Source organism: Achromobacter sp. ES-001, from assembly GCF_019448355.1.
In the GTDB taxonomy this organism is placed as follows: Bacteria; Pseudomonadota; Gammaproteobacteria; order Burkholderiales; family Burkholderiaceae_B; genus Achromobacter; species Achromobacter spanius_B.
On record NZ_CP079940.1, the window covers coordinates 2,749,953 to 2,765,936 of the forward strand.

The following is a 15,984-nucleotide window of genomic DNA, read 5'->3' on the forward strand; positions in this document are numbered from 1 at the left end:
ATGGCCTGCACTCCGGTCCTTGCCATGGACCCCGCGACGTTGGGGCGACAGGCCGCGCGGCCCGCCGCAACGGTCACACTTCCCGTCAGGGTATCGGCGGATAGTCGCCGTAGCCGTCGGGCCAGGGCGTCAGTACCTCGTAGCCGGTGTCGGTCACAACCACCATGTGTTCCCATTGCGCCGACAGCGAGCGGTCTTTGGTGACCACCGTCCAGCCGTCCGGCAACTGCTTGGTGGCCGGCTTGCCGGCGTTGATCATCGGTTCGATCGTGAACATCATGCCGGGTTGCAATACCAGCCCTTCGCCGGGGCGGCCGTAGTGCAGCACTTGCGGCTCGTCGTGATAGATCTGGCCGATGCCGTGGCCGCAATATTCACGCACGATGCTGAAGTGTTCGCGATGCGCCACCGTCTGGATGGCGTGGCCGATGTCGCCCAGCGTGGCGCCGGGCTTGACGGCCATGATGCCGGCGCGCGTGGCTTCGTACGTGGTGTTGACCAGGCGGCGCGCCAAGGGGCTGGGCTGGCCCACGTAGTACATGCGGCTGGTGTCGCCAAACCAGCCATCCTTGATGACGGCCACGTCGATGTTCAGGATGTCGCCGTTTTTCAGCACCTTGGCCGACGGGATGCCGTGGCAGATGACGTGGTTGACCGACGCGCAGATCGTTTTCGGAAAGCCGTGGTAACCGACGTTGGCCGGAATGGCCTTCAACACGTTGACGATGTATTCGTTGCAGATGCGGTCCAGCTCGTCGGTGGTGACGCCGGGCCGCACGTGTTCGCCGATCATGTGCAGCACTTCGGCCGCCATGGCGCCTGCCTTGCGGGCCATGGCGATATCAGCGGCGGATTTGATGGAAACCTTGCGCGCCATTTACGCAACCTCCTGGGCGGCGTCCGGCGTGCGCCGGGACAGCGATGCAATCGTGAAGCCTTCGCTTTGTTCGATGCGGATCAGCAACTGGCAGATGTCCGCGTGGCACATCTCGGGGTAAAGCTCGGACAGCATGCCGATGCGCATCCAATGTTCAGCTTGGGAATTGATCGAGCGGCTGAGCGCGCTGCTGGCGACACGCAGATTCTCATGCATCTGCTCGGAAATTTTGACGAGGCCCATGAAGGAATGATCCGTATATGGTTTGTATATGGATCGTATAGTACTGCGCGCGACGATAGCGTGCAAACGCGGCAAACGGGGCAAACGGGGCAGACGGGGCAACCGGGGCAATCCGGGCAAATCGGAGCAAACCGGAGCCACCCGGAGCCAGCCCCGGCCGGCGTGCGCCCCGGCTTCAGCCTTGCTGGCTGAGAGCGCGGGCGATGCGGTTTTTCGACACGGTGGTCTTGGGCACCTTGAACGGGAACCACGTACGCACGTCTTCGTCCAGGCCGATGCCATGCATGAAGTTGTAGATGGCCTTTTTTAGCGCGCGGCCCAGCGCGTCGTGGTCCACGCCCGTGGGGTCATGAAAGCCGATGTCGTTCTTGGCGAACGTGACGGGCGGCAGGGGTTGCAGCGTGACGCCGTATTCCTCGGGGTTCTTGCCCACCGGCGAATGCACCGTACAGGCAAAGCGGTGGAAGAAGCCGCTTTGGATGCAGTCGTTGGCGAACAGCTGGCGCACGTATTCCAGCGCGTCCACGGTGTCTTGCACCGTTTGCGTGGGAAAGCCGTACATCAGGTAGGCGTGCACCAGGATGCCGGCGTCGGAAAACGCCCGCGTGACGCGCGCCACCTGATCCACCGACACGCCTTTCTTCATCAGGTTCAACAAGCGGTCGGACGCCACTTCCAGGCCGCCCGACACCGCAATGCAACCGCTGTCCGCCAGCAGTTCGCACAATTCCGGGCTGAACGTTTTTTCAAAGCGGATATTGCCCCACCACGAAATGCCCGCGTTGCGGTCGATGAGTTCGGTGGCCAGCGCCTTCAGCGATTTGGGCGGCGCGGCTTCGTCCACGAAATGGAAACCGGTTTGCCCGGTTTCTTGCACGATGGCTTCGATGCGGTCGGCCAGCACCGAGGCGGATGCGCCCTCGTAACGGCCGATGTAGTCCAGGCTGACGTCGCAGAAGCTGCATTTTTTCCAGTAGCAGCCATGCGCCACGGTCAGCTTGTTCCAGCGCCCGTCGCTCCAGAGGCGGTGCATGGGGTTCAGCATGTCCAGCAGCGACAGGTAGCGGTCCAGCGGCAGGCCGTCCCACGTGGGCGTGCCGACTTCGGCAAAGGCCACGTCCGGTTCGACCAGGTTCACGTATTGGACGGCGCCGCTGTCCTTGTCGCGCAGAAACGTGCGCACCAGGCGCTGGCGCGACCGCTTGCCTTGCACGTGTTCCAACAGCGCCAGCAGCGGGCGTTCGCCGGCGTCCAGGCTGACGAAGTCAAAGTAGTCGAACACGCGCGGGTCTTTCAGTTCGCGCAGTTCGGTGTTGACGAAGCCGCCGCCCAGCACGGTGATGATGGCCGGGTCCTGCGCCTTGATGGTTTGCGCAATGCGGAATGCCGCGTATACCGCGCCCGGAAACGGCACCGACAGCAGCACCATCGTTGGCTGATGGCGGGCCAGGGCGTCGATCGTCAGGCCGTGCAACGTGTCGTCCACCAGCGTGGGCGCGCCGGCCAGGGCGTTGGCCAAAGGGTCGAACGTGGGTTGGCTGCCGGCCAGCGATTCGGCGTAGCGCACGAATTCAAAGCGCGAGTCCACCGCGTCGCGCAGCACATCCGCCAGGTCATTCAGGTACAGCGTGGCCAGGTGCTTGGCCCGATCTTGCAGCCCCAGGGCGCCGAACGCCCAGCCCAGCGGGTCGCCACCGTCTTCGTCCATATAGACGTCCAAGGTGCTGAAACGCGGGCCTTCCGGCAGAAAGTTACGGCCCACGATGCGGTGCGCCAGCGTGGAATCGCGGCCTTGCAAAAACGCGATGGTCGGGCCGATGGTGGCCAGGTAGCGCGGCTGCATCGCCACGAACGCCTGGATGGCGGGCGTGTGCTTTTCAAGCGGCAACGTGGCGATCCGGTCCGCCACGGCGCGCAGGCCGTCGCCCGACAACAGGCGCAACACCAGCGCAAGCGCCAGGTCTTCCTGATAGGCAGTGACCCCCCGCGACCGCAAAAAGCCGGTCAGATAGGCGGTGGAGGGGTAGGGCGTATTGAGCTGGGTCATCGGGGGGATGATCGACAGCACACGGATAGGCAAGGTGGACATGAGGTACGGCGACGGGGCCGTCAAAGCGGGTGGGGGCGATGGGTGGCCGACGGGGTGGCCGGATACGGATGGGCTTAATTATAGGCAGGGCCGGCAACCCGGCCGCAGCGGCTAGCCTTGCCGCGCCTTCGCCCGCGAGGTCTTTTTCGCGGCGCCCGAGCGCGTGCTTTCCTTGGGCGCGGGCGCCGTGGCCGCGTGGATCTGCTCCATCCACATCAACGCGTCCGTGTACGACAGAAACTGTTGCAGGTAACCGGGCGACAACTCGCGCATGAGCGACAGCGCACGGTGCACCAGCTGGTTGGAATTGAGCGGACCGGCGTTCTTGTGCACCTGCTCTTGCGACTGGCGCACCTGTCGGTCGGCGCTGACGCGCGACCAGACGCCGCGAAAATACTCCAGCATCTGCACGTCGGGATATGCCTCGCGCAGGCCAAGCGCATCGCGGTCCCAGGTCGGGTCGTTGTCCGGGGCGTCGGGGTACGTCAGGTAGGCCAGCAGCTGGGTCAGCGCGGCGGGGGCGGATTGGGGGGTGGCAGGGGCGGCAGGCGATGCCTCGGCCGAATCCATCGTCAAAGCGTCCGGCTCCACTGCCTCCAGCAGCTGCGCATAAGCGCGCAGATGCGTGTCCAACTTGTCCTCCAGCTGTTGGCGGGCAAGGCCTTGCAGGGGGGCGGTGCGCCGCGCCATGGCTTGAAGAAAGCGAAAGCGCACCGGGTCGAGGCGGTCGGCGCCGCTGTCGCCCCAGGCGTCCAGGGTGGCTTGTGCCGCCAGGGTGGGCACGTCAACGCCCGCTGCGTCCGCCGCGTCGGCGGCGCCCGCGGTATCCACGGCGTGGGCGGCCTGGACGGCATCGATCGGGTCCACGGCATCCGCCGCGTTCACGCCGTCCACGCCATTCACGGCATCCACCGCGCCGCCGATATCGTCGTTACTGTTCACGCGGCTTTCCCGGCTCATTGGACGGCTTCGGGATAGGCGTGATTTCCACGCGGCGGTTCTTGGCGCGGCCGGCTTCGTCGGCGTTCGACGCCACCGGCTGCTCGGACCCAAAGGCGGCGGCGAACACGGTGGCGGACGGCACGCCTTCGTCGATCAACGCGCGCGTGACCGTCAGCGCGCGCTGCGCCGACAAGTCCCAGTTGTCCGCAAAGCGGCGGTTGCCTTCGCGCACCTGCTGGTCGTCGGTGTAGCCGCTGACCATCAGGATTTCGTCGTGCGTCTTCAGGTACGCGGCCAGCGGTTCGATCAGTGTCTTCAAGACCTCGCGCCCTTCGGGCTGCAACTGGTCCGAGTTCAAGGCGAACAGCACGCTGCCGCTGATGCCGATGCGGCCGTTGATCAAGGTCACGCGGCCGGCGGCCAGCGGCCCCGCCAGCGCCTGCTCCAGCGTTTCGCGCCGCTGCGTTTCTTCCTGGCGTTGCTTGACCTCTTCTTCCAGCTGCGTCGACAGTTGCAGCTGCACGCCGATCACGCTGACCAGAATCAGCACGAAAGCGCCCAGCAGCACCGACATCAAGTCGCCGAAGACGGCCCAGGCCGGTGCGGCGGCTTCGACGCCGCCGTCGATGTCCTCGCTCATGCGATCTGCTCTCCGGCGGTGGCGCGCTGGGTGGCCAGCTGTTGCAGGTTTTCAATGATCTGCTTTTGCGACATCAGGCTCAGGTCCACCACTTCGCGCGCTTGCGCCACGTAGTACGACAGTTGCTCGTCGCCGCGCGCGATGGACTTGTCCAGCGCCGCTTCGATGCGTTGCAGGTGCGCCACCAGCTTGTCGTTGGACTCGCCGAACAGCTGCACCGCCGCGCCGAACGATTCGCCCAGGCTGGCCACTTCCACGGCGCTGCTGGTCACTGCCGCAGCCACATCGGTCAGCTTGCCGGTCTCGGCTTGGACGCGGTCGGTGAACTGCGTGCCCACGCGTTCCAGCAGCTCGGCCGACGAGGCCACCAGCGCGTCCACGGCCGTGCGCTGTTCGGCGGCGGTGTGGTTGACGGCGTTAAGCAAGGTGTCCAGCGTTTCCAAGAGGCGGTTGCGCTCTTGCAGCATGTCGTTGTCGCGCACCATGCTGTCGGACAGCTTCTGGCGCAGTTCGCCGATGACGTCGGCGGCGGCCTTGGGCGCTTCCGACGCGGCTTGCACCAATCGGCCGATTTCGGTGATGGTTTCGCTGGCATGCGCCTGCGTTTGCGCGGTGATGTCGTTGGCGGTTTGCGCCAGCGTGTCGGCAACGGCGGCCAGCTTGCCGGTCCACGCGGCCAAGCGTTCTTCGTCCTTGGCGGCCAGTGCTGCTTGCAGATCGGCGTGGGATTGGTCAAGCGTTTGCAGCAACGATGCCGAATGCTGTTCGAACGTGGCGGCGGCGGCCTCCAGCGCCTGCTGGTTGCCGTCGGCCAGTTGCTGGTTGACCTGCTCCTGGCGCGCCTGGGCGTCGGTCCAGGCCTGGGTGACCTGGCTTGCCGCCGTCTCCAGGCGGGTGGACGCGGTTTCCAGCACGCTTGCCTGCGCCTCGGCCTGCGCCGTGATTGTTTGCGTGGTGTGCGCCAGCGCCTGCGTCAATTCCTGCTGGCGGGTGGCGGCCTGCGCGCCCGCCAATTCCCATTCCTGGCCCAGCGCATCGGCCAGCGCGGCCAGCTTGCCGGTCCAGGCAGCCAGGCGCGCTTCGTCCTTGGACGCCAGCGCGGCTTGCAGATCGGCCTGCGATTGATCCAGCTTTTGCAGCAGCGATGCGCCGTGCTGCTCGAACGTGGCGGCGGCGGTCGTCAGGGCTTGCTGGTTGTCGGCGGCCAGCTTGGCGCTGACCTGTTCCTGGCGCGCCTGCGCCTCGGTCCACGCCTGCGTCACGCTGCTGGCGGCGGTTTCCAGGCGGGCAGACACGCTTTCCAGCAGGCGCGCCTGCGCTTCGGTCTGGCCGGTGACGTCCAGCGCCGTTAGCGCCAGTGCGTCGCTGATCTCCTGCTGGCGCGCCACGGTATGGTCGCCCGCGGCCTTCCACTCCTGCCCCAACGTGGCCGCCATGGCGGTCAGCGTGCCGGTCCAGGCAGCCAGGCGTTCGTGGTCCTTGGCGGCCAGCGCCGTTTGCAGATCGGCGTGCGACTGGTCCAGCTTTTGCAGCAGCGATGCCGAATGCTGCTCGAACGCAGCGGCGGCGGTCGTCAAGGCTTGTTGGTTGTCGGCGGCCAGCTTTTCGGCCACTTCGCTCTGGCGATCCAGCGCGGTGTTCCAGCGGTCCGACACGCTGTTGGCGGCGGATTCCAGGCGGGTCGATACGTTTTGCAGCAGCTGCGCCTGCGCTTGGGCTTGCGCGCCGATGTCGCGCGCGGTGCCGGCCAGCGCGGCGCTGATGGCTTCCTGCCGAGTCGCGGTCTGCGCACCGGCCTGTTCCCATTCAGCGCGCAGGGTGGCAGCCGCAGCGGCAAGCGATTCGGTCCAGGCGGCCAGACGCGCTTCGTCCTTGGACGCCAACGCCGCTTGCAGGTCCGCATGCGACTGGTCCAGCGTGCGCAGCAGCGATGCAGAATGCTGCTCGAAGGCGGCGGCGGCGGTGGTCAGGGCTTGTTGGTTGTCGGCAGCCAGCTTTTCGGCCACTTCGCTCTGGCGATCCAGGGCAGTGTTCCAGCGGTCAGACACGTTATTGGCGGCGGCTTCCATGCGGGCCGACACCGCTTCCAGCACGCTGGCTTGCGCGGCGGCCTGGGCGTTGATGTCGCGCACGGTCTGCGCCAGTGTGTCGCTGATGGCCTGTTGCCGGGTGGCGGCTTGCGTGCCGGCCTGTTCCCATTCTTGGCGCAGCGTGGCGCCCATGGCGCCCAGCGTTTCGGTCCAGGCGGCCAGGCGTTGTTGGTCGCGCGAGGCCAGTTCCGATTGCAGCAAACTGTGCGAATCGTTCAGTGTGCGCAACAGCGATGCCGAGTGCTTTTCGAAGCTGGCGGCGGCAGCCGTCAGCGCTTGCAGATTGTCGCCCGCCAGCTTTTCGCTGACGTGTTCCTGGCGCGACAACGCCGCCGTCCAGGCCTCGGACAGGTTGCCCGACGACGCTTCCAGCCGCGCCGACACACCGTCCAGCAAGGCAGCCGAGCGCTGTTCAAAGGTTTCGGCAAAGCGGTCCAGCGAGGCGCGCAGGTCTTGCGCCAGCGTCTCGCTGGCGCGTTGCTGGCCGGCCAGCGCCTGGTTCCAGATGTCGGCCACATTGCTGGTGGATGCCTGGAAGCCCGAGGTCAGGCTGCTCAGTTGCTGCTGCACGGCCTGGGCCACGGTGTCTTGCAGGCTGGCGGTTTCGCGCGACAGGCTTTCCATCGTGGCTTGCACCACTGGCTGCAAGGCCACGCCGGCAGAGCGCGCGCTTTCGGCCACGCCTTCTTTCATGGACTGCTCCATGACGGCAGCCAGGCGGGCGTACGCCGCCTCGGCTTTGCCCTGGAACGCGTCCTGGCTGGCCAACTGGCGTTCGTTCAGGGAACGCGTCTGCTGTTCCATGCCCTGCATCATGGCTTGCAGGCGGTCAACCAGCGTGGGCATGGCTTCGGCCTGACGCTGCATGACTTCGGCTTGGCGTTGCAGCAGCTTGAACGATTCTTCGCGCTGATAGCTTTGCGAGTACACGCGCAGCGTGGTGGCGATCTTGGCGTCAAGCAGCTGCGCGGCCTGGACGCGTTCGCGGCGGCACAGCGCGGCCAGCAGGCCCAGCATGGCGGATGTCGCCACGCCGGCAATCGAGGTGCCGAACGCAAAGCCCAGGCCCTTGACCGGCGCGGCGAGCGAGGCGCGGATGGCGCCCAGGTCAGTGGCGCTTTCCAAGGCCATGCCGGTGCCGCGCAGCGTCACAACCATGCCTAAAAAGGTGCCCAGCATGCCCAGCAAAACCAGCAGGCCGACCAGATAAGGGGCCAGCGCCGGGCCGGGCAAACCCACCCGTTCGCCTTCCACGCGCAGCCGGACGGCGTTGCGCAGGCTGGCCGGTAATTGGTCCAGCCACGAGGCCAGGCTGGCCGGCGGTTCGTTCAGTGACGTGCTGGCGCGCGCCAGTCCGCTGGTGGCCTGCTGATACCGCAGCAGTTCCCAAGCGCCCGCCAGATAGCAGATGCCGATCAGCAGCGTCACGGCCAGCGCCAGCGGGTTCGTCCCCGCATAGCCCGCGCCAATCCAGCCCACAACGGCCAAGCCGGCCACAAATACAACGAAATTGATCAGAGTCTTGGACATGGTGTCCTGGTTAGCTGGCGCGAAGGGCGGCAAGCAGCCCTTCGACCGGTTGTAGTCGAACATCCAATTCGGCAAGCAGGACGCTGCGCATATCCTTGCGGAAAACGTCCAGCCAGGCGCCGGGGGTGACAGGCGGTGGTGCGGTTGCCGGCGCGGGCGCCTTGCCGTTGCCGTTGCCGTTGCCGTTATCCAGCTTGGCGGCGCCATCGGTGGGCGGTGCAGCGTCGGCTTCGGCAGCGGGTGCGTCCACGGGCGCATCCACAGACGCATCCACGGGAGCATCCACGGGCGCCAACGCCGCCGCCTCGGCCAGCCGCAAGCGCTCGAAATGCCCCTGCAAAAGCTTGGGGATCGCGCCGAACAGCGCGCGTTCCTTGGGCAGCAGCGCCCGGTCCATGATGGCGTCCACCACGGCCAGACGGGTCATCTCGCCATTTTTGGCCGCGACCATTCCGCGCAGACGGCTGCGCAAGTTGCCCACGCTGGTCTCCATCGTGTGCTGCAACGACAGGTAGCGCTGACGAAAATTCGAGTAATCGGCCTCGGCCTGCTCGACGGCCGCCGACTTCTTGGCCGGCGCCTGTCCCGGCACGATCCGCTTGGCGCTTGTGGCTGCCGTGTCGCTGGCGATGGCGTCTGCCAGCGTCGTGCGCACGCGCGCGCATTCCCGCTCTTCGGCGCTGCTGAACATGCGCGCGCCGGGGGCGATCACCGGCGGGCTCGTGTTCAGGGCCGCGGACAGTGCGATCGCGTCCGTCCAACCAAGCCACTGGCTCAAATGGTCGGACAACGATTGCCTGGATTCCGGAACGTCGACATCCGTCAGGCGAGTCAGCAAGCGAATGAGCGTCGGGCCGCTTAAACCTGTGCGCTGTGGGGCTTGCAACATACCACCAGAGTCAAAAAGGGGGGAGTTTACACGCTGGCGGGCCGCCCAAGGGTGGGGGAACCATGGTGACTATGTAAATGGGGTCGCATCCCTTGCCCCCACGCACGCGTCGTGCTTGCCACGAGCGTTGCGCCTGAGCCGAAGGCGCGGGCCGCCAGGGCGGCTGGTGGCGGGCGGCAGGGGCAGGGCCGGGGCTGGCGGAACAGGAGATCAGGCCACGGCCAGCGGTGGTAGATTGATGCGCGGCCGAAGCCAAGGCCGAAGCCCGGACCCCGGCGAGACCGAGGCCAATGCCAAAGCCGAAGCCAAAGCTGAAGCCAAGCCAAAGCCGAAGCCAAAGCTGAAGCCAAGCCAAAGCCGAAGCCAAAGCCAAAGCCAAGCCAAAGCCAAGCCAAAGCCAAGCCAAAGCCGAAGCCAAGCCAAAGCTGAAGCCAATGCCAAGGCCCAAGCCCCAAGCCCAAGCCCAAGCCCATACAGGGAAACTTCAGTTGCCTGAGCACTCCATCGATTTGCCGATCACCCGCGCGGCGCGTGCCTTGGCCGCCGGCGACCCATTGACGGCGCTGAACCAGGTGTCGCTGCGTGACGATGCCCCGGCGCTGGCCTTGCGCGGCATCGCCATGGCGCAACTGGGCGACTTCGCCCGGGCCAACGCGCTGTTGCGCAAGGCCGCGCGTGCCTTCGGGCCAGCGAACCCGGCCGCGCGCGCCCGTTGCATCGTGGCCGAAGCCGAAGTCGCCTTGGCGTCGCGCGATCTGGCGTGGCCCGAAAAGTCGCTGGCCGCCGCTCGCACCGCCTTGTCCGTCCACGGCGACCCCGTCAACGCGGCGCACGCCGCCTACTTGCAGGCGCGGCGGCTATTGCTGCTGGGTCGCCTGGACGAAGCCGACCAGGCCCTGGCCGGCGTGGACGCCCCGGCCATGCCTGCCGCGTCCCGCGCGATCCACGAATTGATCGCGGGCGGCATCGCGTTGCGCCGGGTGCGCGCGCACGACGCCGCAGCGGCGCTGGCCCGTGCCGAGCACGCCGCGCGCCAGGCCGGCGTGCCCGCCTTGGTGGCCGAAGTGGACCACGCCGTGCAGGCGCTGCATGCGGTGGCCGCCCGTCACGTCACGCCGGACGGCACGCGCGACCTGACGCTGGCTGACGCCGAGGCGCTGCTGGCGTCCCCGGCGCTGATCATCGACGCGTGCCGCAATGCCGTGCGGCAAGGCGAACTGATCGTGCCTTTGGCCAGCCGCCCGATTCTGTTTGCCTTGGCGCGGTTGCTTGCCCAGGGCTGGCCACACGATGTCAGCCGCGAATTCCTGATTGCCCGCGCTTTTCGCACCGGCTTTCAAGACGATTCGCATCGCGCCCGCCTGCGTGTGGAAATCGGACGCTTGCGGACCGCGTTGCGGCCATTGGCGGCGGTGACCGCCACGCGTGACGGCTTTGCGCTGCAACCCCACGCCGATCTGGGCGTCATCGTGCTGGCGCGTCCGGTCGACGTGGCCGATCGGGATCATGCCGCAGTGCTGGCTTGCCTGGTTGATGGCCAGGCCTGGTCCAGCTCGGCCCTGGCGCTGGCGCTGGGCGCCAGTCAGCGCACCGTGCAGCGGGCGTTGGATGCGCTGGCCGCGTCGGGCCAGGTGCTGCCGCTGGGCCACGGCAGGGCGCGCCGCTGGACGACGCCCAGCGTGCCGGCGTTCACGACAAGCTTGTTACTCCCCACTCTCATGCCCGGTCAGTAGGATGAAGTTTCCCCTCTTTCAAGGAAGCAACCATGAAACGAAGCCAAGCTGAAATCGTCCGTGAATACGGCCCGTTCCCCGGTGCCGACGCCGTGCATGGCGTCAGCTACGACGGTCGCCATGTGTGGGTCGCGCTGGGCGAAAAGCTGATCGCGCTGGACCCTGAGTCCGGCGAAACCCTGCGCACGCTGGACGTCGTGGCCAACGCCGGCACGGCCTTCGACGGCAAGCATCTCTATCAGATCGCCGAAGGAAAAATACAGAAGCTGGACCCGGTCAGCGGCAAGGTGCTGGCAAGCATTCCCGCGCCGGGCGGCGGCGATGACTCGGGCATGGCCTGGGCCGACGGCTCGTTGTGGGTCGGGCAGTACCAACAACGCAAGATCCACCAGGTGGACCCGGAGACGGGCCGCGTCCTGCGCACCATCGATTCGAACCGCTACGTGACCGGCGTCACGTGGGTGGACGGCCAGCTGTGGCACGGCACCTGGGAAGAAAACGCGCGCGAATTGCGGCGTCTTGAGCCCGACACGGGCGCCGTGCTGGAAAGCATCGACATGCCCGAAGGCGTGGGCGTATCGGGTTTGGAATCCGACGGCGCCGACCGCTTTTTCTGCGGCGGCGGCAACGCGGGCAAGGTGCGCGCCGTGCGCCGCCCGACCTGATTCACCCGCACGCCGAACGGCGTTCTTGCCCGCGCGCCGCCATGTCCGCACATGGCGGCGCGCTTGCTTTATTGCAACCAAACGCGCTAGGTCATTCGGCTAGGGTAAGTCCTGACAAACAGCTGATTGTCAGCTGTTAGTCAGGAAGGTTTAATCAGCACAAAGTTGCAACGCAGTCGTAGCCCCGACACCGGGAAGCTCGCAGCAGGCGTTTCCCCGCGTCCCCCGCAGGTGCAGTTACTACACGCTGGTCCATGTAGTCCACCAAGGAGACAAGTAGCCATGCAACACGTCACAAAGCCCCGCCGCAAGTTCATCTCGGGCGCTGCCGTCGCCGGCGCCGCCGCACTGGGTTTCCCTGCCGTGACACGGGCGCAGAATGCGCCGGTGTCATTGCGGTTCCAAAGCACCTGGCCCGCCAACGACATCTTTCACGAGTTCGCGCGCGACTATGCGCAAAAGGTCAACGACATGGCCGTCGGCCAGTTGAAGATCGAAGTCTTGCCGGCCGGCGCGGTGGTCAAGGCGTTCGACCTGCTGGACGCGGTATCGGCCGGCACGCTGGACGGCGGGCACGGCGTCGTGGCCTATTGGTACGGTAAGAACACGGCCGTGGCGCTGTGGGGCTCGGGGCCGTCATTCGGCATGGATGCCAACATGTTGCTGGCCTGGCATGAATACGGCGGCGGCAAGGAATTGCTGACCGAAATCCAGAAGGCCATGGGCGTGAACGTGGTGTCGTTGATGTACGGCCCGATGCCGACGCAGCCGTTTGGATGGTTCAAGCGCCCGGTCACCAAGGTGGAAGACGTCAAGGGCGTGAAGTTCCGCACGGTGGGCCTGGCCATCGACATGTACACGGCCATGGGCGCGGCGGTGAACGCCTTGCCCGGCGGCGAAATCGTGCCGGCGCTGGATCGCGGGCTGCTCGATGGCGCCGAGTTCAACAACGCGTCGTCCGACCTGGCGCTGGGCTTTCAAGACGTGTCCAAGATCTGCATGCTGCAAAGCTTTCACCAAAGCGCGGAGCAGTTTGAAGTGCTGTTCAACAAGGCCAAGTACGACTCGCTGCCGCCGCACTTGAAGCACGTGCTTAGCTACGCGGCGCAGGCCAGCAGCGCCGATATGTCGTGGAAGGCGGCAAACCGCTATTCGCAGGACTACATCAAGCTGCAGAAGGAACACAACGTCAAGTTCTACAAGACGCCGGACGCCATCTTGCAGCAACAGTTGAAGATCTGGGACGAGATGATCGCCAAGCGTTCCGCCGAGAATCCGCTGTTCAAGAAAGTGCTGGATTCGCAGCGCGCATTTGCTGAGCGGGTGGGGCGTTGGCACGGGGATACCTCGGTCAATTACCGGATGGCCTACAACCATTATTTTTCGCGCACCAGCAAGCCGGCCTGACCTTATCCCAGGCCCATCGATGCTTCGTCTTATCCGCCTGATCGACCGCGTCTCCACCTTCGTCGGCAAGACCTTTGCCTGGCTGATCGTTGTGCTGACCCTGCACGTGTGCTGGGAGGTGGCGGCGCGGTATCTGCTGAACCAACCCAGCGCGTGGGCGTTCGACATGCAGATGATGTATTACGGCGTGCTCTTCATGATGGCCGGCGCCTACACGCTGGCCAAGAACGGCCACGTGCGCGGCGACATTCTCTACGGCTTTCTGCCGCCGCGCGTGCAGGCGGGGTTGGACGTGCTGCTGTACCTGGTGTTCTTCTTTCCCGGCGCCATCGCGCTGGTCTGGGCGGGCTGGTATTACGCCGGCTACTCCATCGCCATCGGCGAGCATTCCTCGCTGATGGCCAACGGGCCGCCCATCTATCCGTTCAAGGCGTTCATCCCCGTGGCGGGCGCGGTGTTGCTGCTGCAAGGCGTGGCCGAGGTGCTGCGCTGCGTGCTGTGCCTGCAACGCGGGGCGTGGCCATCGCGCGAGGAAGATGTCGAGGAAGTGGACGTGGACAAGCTCAAGAAAATGGTGCACGTCAAAGACGAAGACATCGTCCAGCTTGACCGCTACGTGACCCCGCCCGGGGAGCCGCGCCGATGAAAATCCACAAGGCCTTGTGGTTCGGCTTGTCGTGCATCGGAATCGTGCTGCTGATGATCGCGTTCCTGACGCCGTGGGGCGAACTGACCACGGGGCACATCGGGCTGTTGATGCTGGCGCTGATCGTGGTGGCGATCATGCTGGGCTTTCCCACGGCGTTCACGCTGATGGGCATGGGCGTGCTGTTCACGTTCCTGGCGTACTACATGCAAAGCGCCGACGCGGGTCGGTCGGTGGGGCAGACGCTGGACCTGATGGTGCAGCGCACGTACGCCACGATGACCAACGATTCGCTGATTTCGATTCCGCTGTTCGTGTTCATGGGGTACCTGGTCGAACGCGCCAACCTGATCGAAAAGTTGTTCCGGTCCATGCATCTGGCGCTGGCGCGCCTGCCGGGCGCGCTGGCGGTTGCCACGCTGGCCACGTGCGCGATCTTCGCCACGGCCACCGGCATCGTCGGCGCGGTGGTGACACTGATGGGGCTGCTGGCCATGCCCGCCATGTTGAAGGCGGGCTACAGCGTGCGCCTGACGGCGGGGTCGATCACGGCGGGCGGCTGCCTGGGCATCTTGCTGCCGCCGTCGGTGATGCTCATCGTCTACGGCGCGACCACCGGCGTGTCGGTGGTGCAGCTGTACGCGGGCGCGCTGTTTCCCGGCATCATGCTGGCCGGCCTGTACATGCTGTATGTGATCCTGGTGGCCAAGCTGCGCCCCGACATGGCGCCGCCGCTGCCCGTCAGCGAACGCGGCGTGCCGCTGTCGCCCGAAGCCAAGACGCTGGCCGCCGCCGGCTACACGCGCGCGTTGTCGGGCATGGTGGCGACGCTGTTCAAGGGCCGGCGCAATCACGGGGTGCCGTTCGGCTTCATGCTGCGCAACCTGGTCACGGTGCTGGCGCCGCTGGCGCTGACGGTATTGCTGGTGGCCGTGGTGCATCACGGCGTGACGCGTCCGATCGTGGAATACGACATTCCGGCGGAATTGCAGTTGGGATCGGGCGGGTTTGATTCCGGCCTGAGCGAGCCCGGGGCGGACGGCTTGGCAGAGCCGCCGGGCGGGGGGTTGGCGGAGCCACCCATCGGGGGACTGGCGGAGCCACCCGTCGGGGGACTGGTGGAGCCACCCGTCGGGGGACTGGCGGAGCCACCCGTCGGGGGACTGGCAGAGCCACCCGTCGGGGGACTGGCGGAGCCACCCGTCGGGGGACTGGCGGAGCCACCCATCGGGGGGCTGGTGGAGCCACCCATCGGGGGACTGGCGGAGCCACCCGTCGGCGGGTCGGCGGCGCCTTCCGCTGGTCAATTGGCGGAACCGCCATCGCCCGGCGCCGCGGACTCGTCCGCCTCTGCGTCCCGCCCCGCACCCACCGGGTTTTGGATATTCGTCGCCGTCTGCGCGGTGGTGCTGGCCGTGTTCTATGCCGCCCTGACGTGGGTGCGGCTGGAAATCTTCAAGATGCTGATGGGCTCGTTCTTTCCTTTGGCAGTGATGATTGCCGCCGTGCTGGGCTCGATCGCGTTCGGCCTTGCCACCCCCAGCGAAGCGGCCGCCATGGGGGCCATGGGCGGCGCCTTGCTCGCCTTGGCCTACCGCCGGCTGAACCTGCCCGTGCTGCGCGAATCCGTATTCCTCACCGCCAAGACGACCGCGATGGTGTGCTGGCTGTTCGTGGGCTCGTCGATCTTTTCCGCCGCGTTCGCGCTGCTGGGCGGCCAGCGCATCATCGAAGAATGGGTGCTGTCGCTGGGCTTGACGCCGATTCAGTTCCTGCTGCTGGCGCAGGTCATCATCTTTCTGCTGGGCTGGCCGCTGGAGTGGACCGAGATCATCGTCATCTTCATGCCCATCTTCGTGCCTCTGTTGAATGCCTTTGGTATCGACCCGCTGTTCTTCGGCCTGCTGGTGGCGCTGAACCTGCAAACCGCCTTTCTGTCGCCGCCCGTGGCCATGTCTGCCTTCTATCTAAAGGGCGTCTCGCCGCCGCACGTGACGTTGAACCAGATCTTCCTGGGCATGATGCCGTTCATGGGGATCCAGGTAGTGGCGATTTTCCTGTTGTACGTATTCCCGGGCATCGGCATGTGGCTGCCCACGGTGTTGTATCGCTAGGCCGGACGATCCGTGCGGTGGCGGAATGTGCCGACGCTGTCTCGGCGCTGTTTCGGCGCTGTTTCGGCGCTGTGTCGACGCATTGCCGGTGCTGTGCCGGCGCTTTGCCGGTGCTTTGC

At 66.2% G+C, this 15,984-nt stretch carries 12 protein-coding genes; 5 read left to right on the forward strand and 7 right to left on the reverse strand.

Going from position 1 to position 15,984, the window contains the following annotated elements:
- Positions 1-85 precede the first annotated feature (85 nt).
- From map to KYT87_RS12505, 7 genes are all read right to left on the reverse strand, one after another.
- Positions 86-877 (reverse strand): type I methionyl aminopeptidase, encoded by a 792-nt coding sequence (map, locus tag KYT87_RS12475; RefSeq protein ID WP_046805911.1) that lies wholly within the window; start codon positions 875-877, stop codon positions 86-88.
- The gene (locus KYT87_RS12480; RefSeq protein ID WP_046805912.1) at positions 878-1,120 is read right to left on the reverse strand and encodes a ParD-like family protein; all 243 of its coding nucleotides are present in this window, start codon (positions 1,118-1,120) and stop codon (positions 878-880) included. It abuts the gene before it with no gap.
- A gap of 175 nt (positions 1,121-1,295) precedes the next feature.
- Positions 1,296-3,209 (reverse strand): radical SAM protein, encoded by a 1,914-nt coding sequence (locus KYT87_RS12485; protein WP_219992361.1) that lies wholly within the window; start codon positions 3,207-3,209, stop codon positions 1,296-1,298.
- Positions 3,210-3,320: 111 nt separating this feature from the next.
- Complete coding sequence (locus KYT87_RS12490; protein ID WP_255594168.1) at positions 3,321-3,992, reverse strand: DUF2894 domain-containing protein; 672 nt, start codon at positions 3,990-3,992, stop codon at positions 3,321-3,323.
- Positions 3,993-4,140: 148 nt separating this feature from the next.
- Positions 4,141-4,791, reverse strand: coding sequence for an OmpA family protein (locus KYT87_RS12495; RefSeq protein ID WP_219992363.1), 651 nt, complete (start codon positions 4,789-4,791; stop codon positions 4,141-4,143).
- Positions 4,788-8,411, reverse strand: coding sequence for a DUF802 domain-containing protein (locus KYT87_RS12500; protein ID WP_219992364.1), 3,624 nt, complete (start codon positions 8,409-8,411; stop codon positions 4,788-4,790). Before KYT87_RS12500 ends, KYT87_RS12495 begins: the two co-directional genes overlap by 4 nt.
- 10 nt (positions 8,412-8,421) lie before the next feature.
- The gene (locus KYT87_RS12505; protein WP_219992365.1) at positions 8,422-9,300 is read right to left on the reverse strand and encodes a DUF3348 domain-containing protein; all 879 of its coding nucleotides are present in this window, start codon (positions 9,298-9,300) and stop codon (positions 8,422-8,424) included.
- A 503-nt stretch (positions 9,301-9,803) separates the two neighbouring features.
- Here KYT87_RS12505 and KYT87_RS12510 point away from each other — a divergent pair.
- From KYT87_RS12510 to KYT87_RS12530, 5 genes are all read left to right on the forward strand, one after another.
- A complete protein-coding gene (locus KYT87_RS12510) occupies positions 9,804-11,033 on the forward strand; it encodes a helix-turn-helix domain-containing protein (protein ID WP_219992654.1) in 1,230 nt (409 codons plus the stop codon).
- Positions 11,034-11,065: 32 nt separating this feature from the next.
- Positions 11,066-11,698 carry a glutamine cyclotransferase gene (locus KYT87_RS12515; RefSeq protein ID WP_046807488.1) on the forward strand — a complete coding sequence of 211 codons (633 nt, stop codon included), beginning with the start codon at positions 11,066-11,068 and terminating at the stop codon, positions 11,696-11,698.
- A 282-nt stretch (positions 11,699-11,980) separates the two neighbouring features.
- Positions 11,981-13,105 carry a TRAP transporter substrate-binding protein gene (locus tag KYT87_RS12520; protein WP_219992366.1) on the forward strand — a complete coding sequence of 375 codons (1,125 nt, stop codon included), beginning with the start codon at positions 11,981-11,983 and terminating at the stop codon, positions 13,103-13,105.
- A 19-nt stretch (positions 13,106-13,124) separates the two neighbouring features.
- Positions 13,125-13,751, forward strand: coding sequence for a TRAP transporter small permease subunit (locus tag KYT87_RS12525; RefSeq protein WP_104143796.1), 627 nt, complete (start codon positions 13,125-13,127; stop codon positions 13,749-13,751).
- Entirely contained in the window at positions 13,748-15,865 is a 2,118-nt protein-coding gene (locus KYT87_RS12530; protein ID WP_219992367.1) for a TRAP transporter large permease subunit, read from the forward strand. Before KYT87_RS12525 ends, KYT87_RS12530 begins: the two co-directional genes overlap by 4 nt.
- Positions 15,866-15,984: the final 119 nt, after the last annotated feature.

Bases quoted from the DNA above. Each gene is read 5' to 3' on its own strand.
- map (WP_046805911.1), bottom strand. From the start codon at position 877: ATGGCGCGCAAGGTTTCCATCAAATCCGCCGCTGATATCGCCATGGCC.
- KYT87_RS12480 (WP_046805912.1), bottom strand. From the start codon at position 1,120: ATGGGCCTCGTCAAAATTTCCGAGCAGATGCATGAGAATCTGCGTGTC.
- KYT87_RS12485 (WP_219992361.1), bottom strand. From the start codon at position 3,209: ATGTCCACCTTGCCTATCCGTGTGCTGTCGATCATCCCCCCGATGACC.
- KYT87_RS12495 (WP_219992363.1), bottom strand. From the start codon at position 4,791: ATGAGCGAGGACATCGACGGCGGCGTCGAAGCCGCCGCACCGGCCTGG.
- KYT87_RS12500 (WP_219992364.1), bottom strand. From the start codon at position 8,411: ATGTCCAAGACTCTGATCAATTTCGTTGTATTTGTGGCCGGCTTGGCC.
- KYT87_RS12505 (WP_219992365.1), bottom strand. From the start codon at position 9,300: ATGTTGCAAGCCCCACAGCGCACAGGTTTAAGCGGCCCGACGCTCATT.
- KYT87_RS12515 (WP_046807488.1), top strand. From the start codon at position 11,066: ATGAAACGAAGCCAAGCTGAAATCGTCCGTGAATACGGCCCGTTCCCC.
- KYT87_RS12520 (WP_219992366.1), top strand. From the start codon at position 11,981: ATGCAACACGTCACAAAGCCCCGCCGCAAGTTCATCTCGGGCGCTGCC.
- KYT87_RS12525 (WP_104143796.1), top strand. From the start codon at position 13,125: ATGCTTCGTCTTATCCGCCTGATCGACCGCGTCTCCACCTTCGTCGGC.
- KYT87_RS12530 (WP_219992367.1), top strand. From the start codon at position 13,748: ATGAAAATCCACAAGGCCTTGTGGTTCGGCTTGTCGTGCATCGGAATC.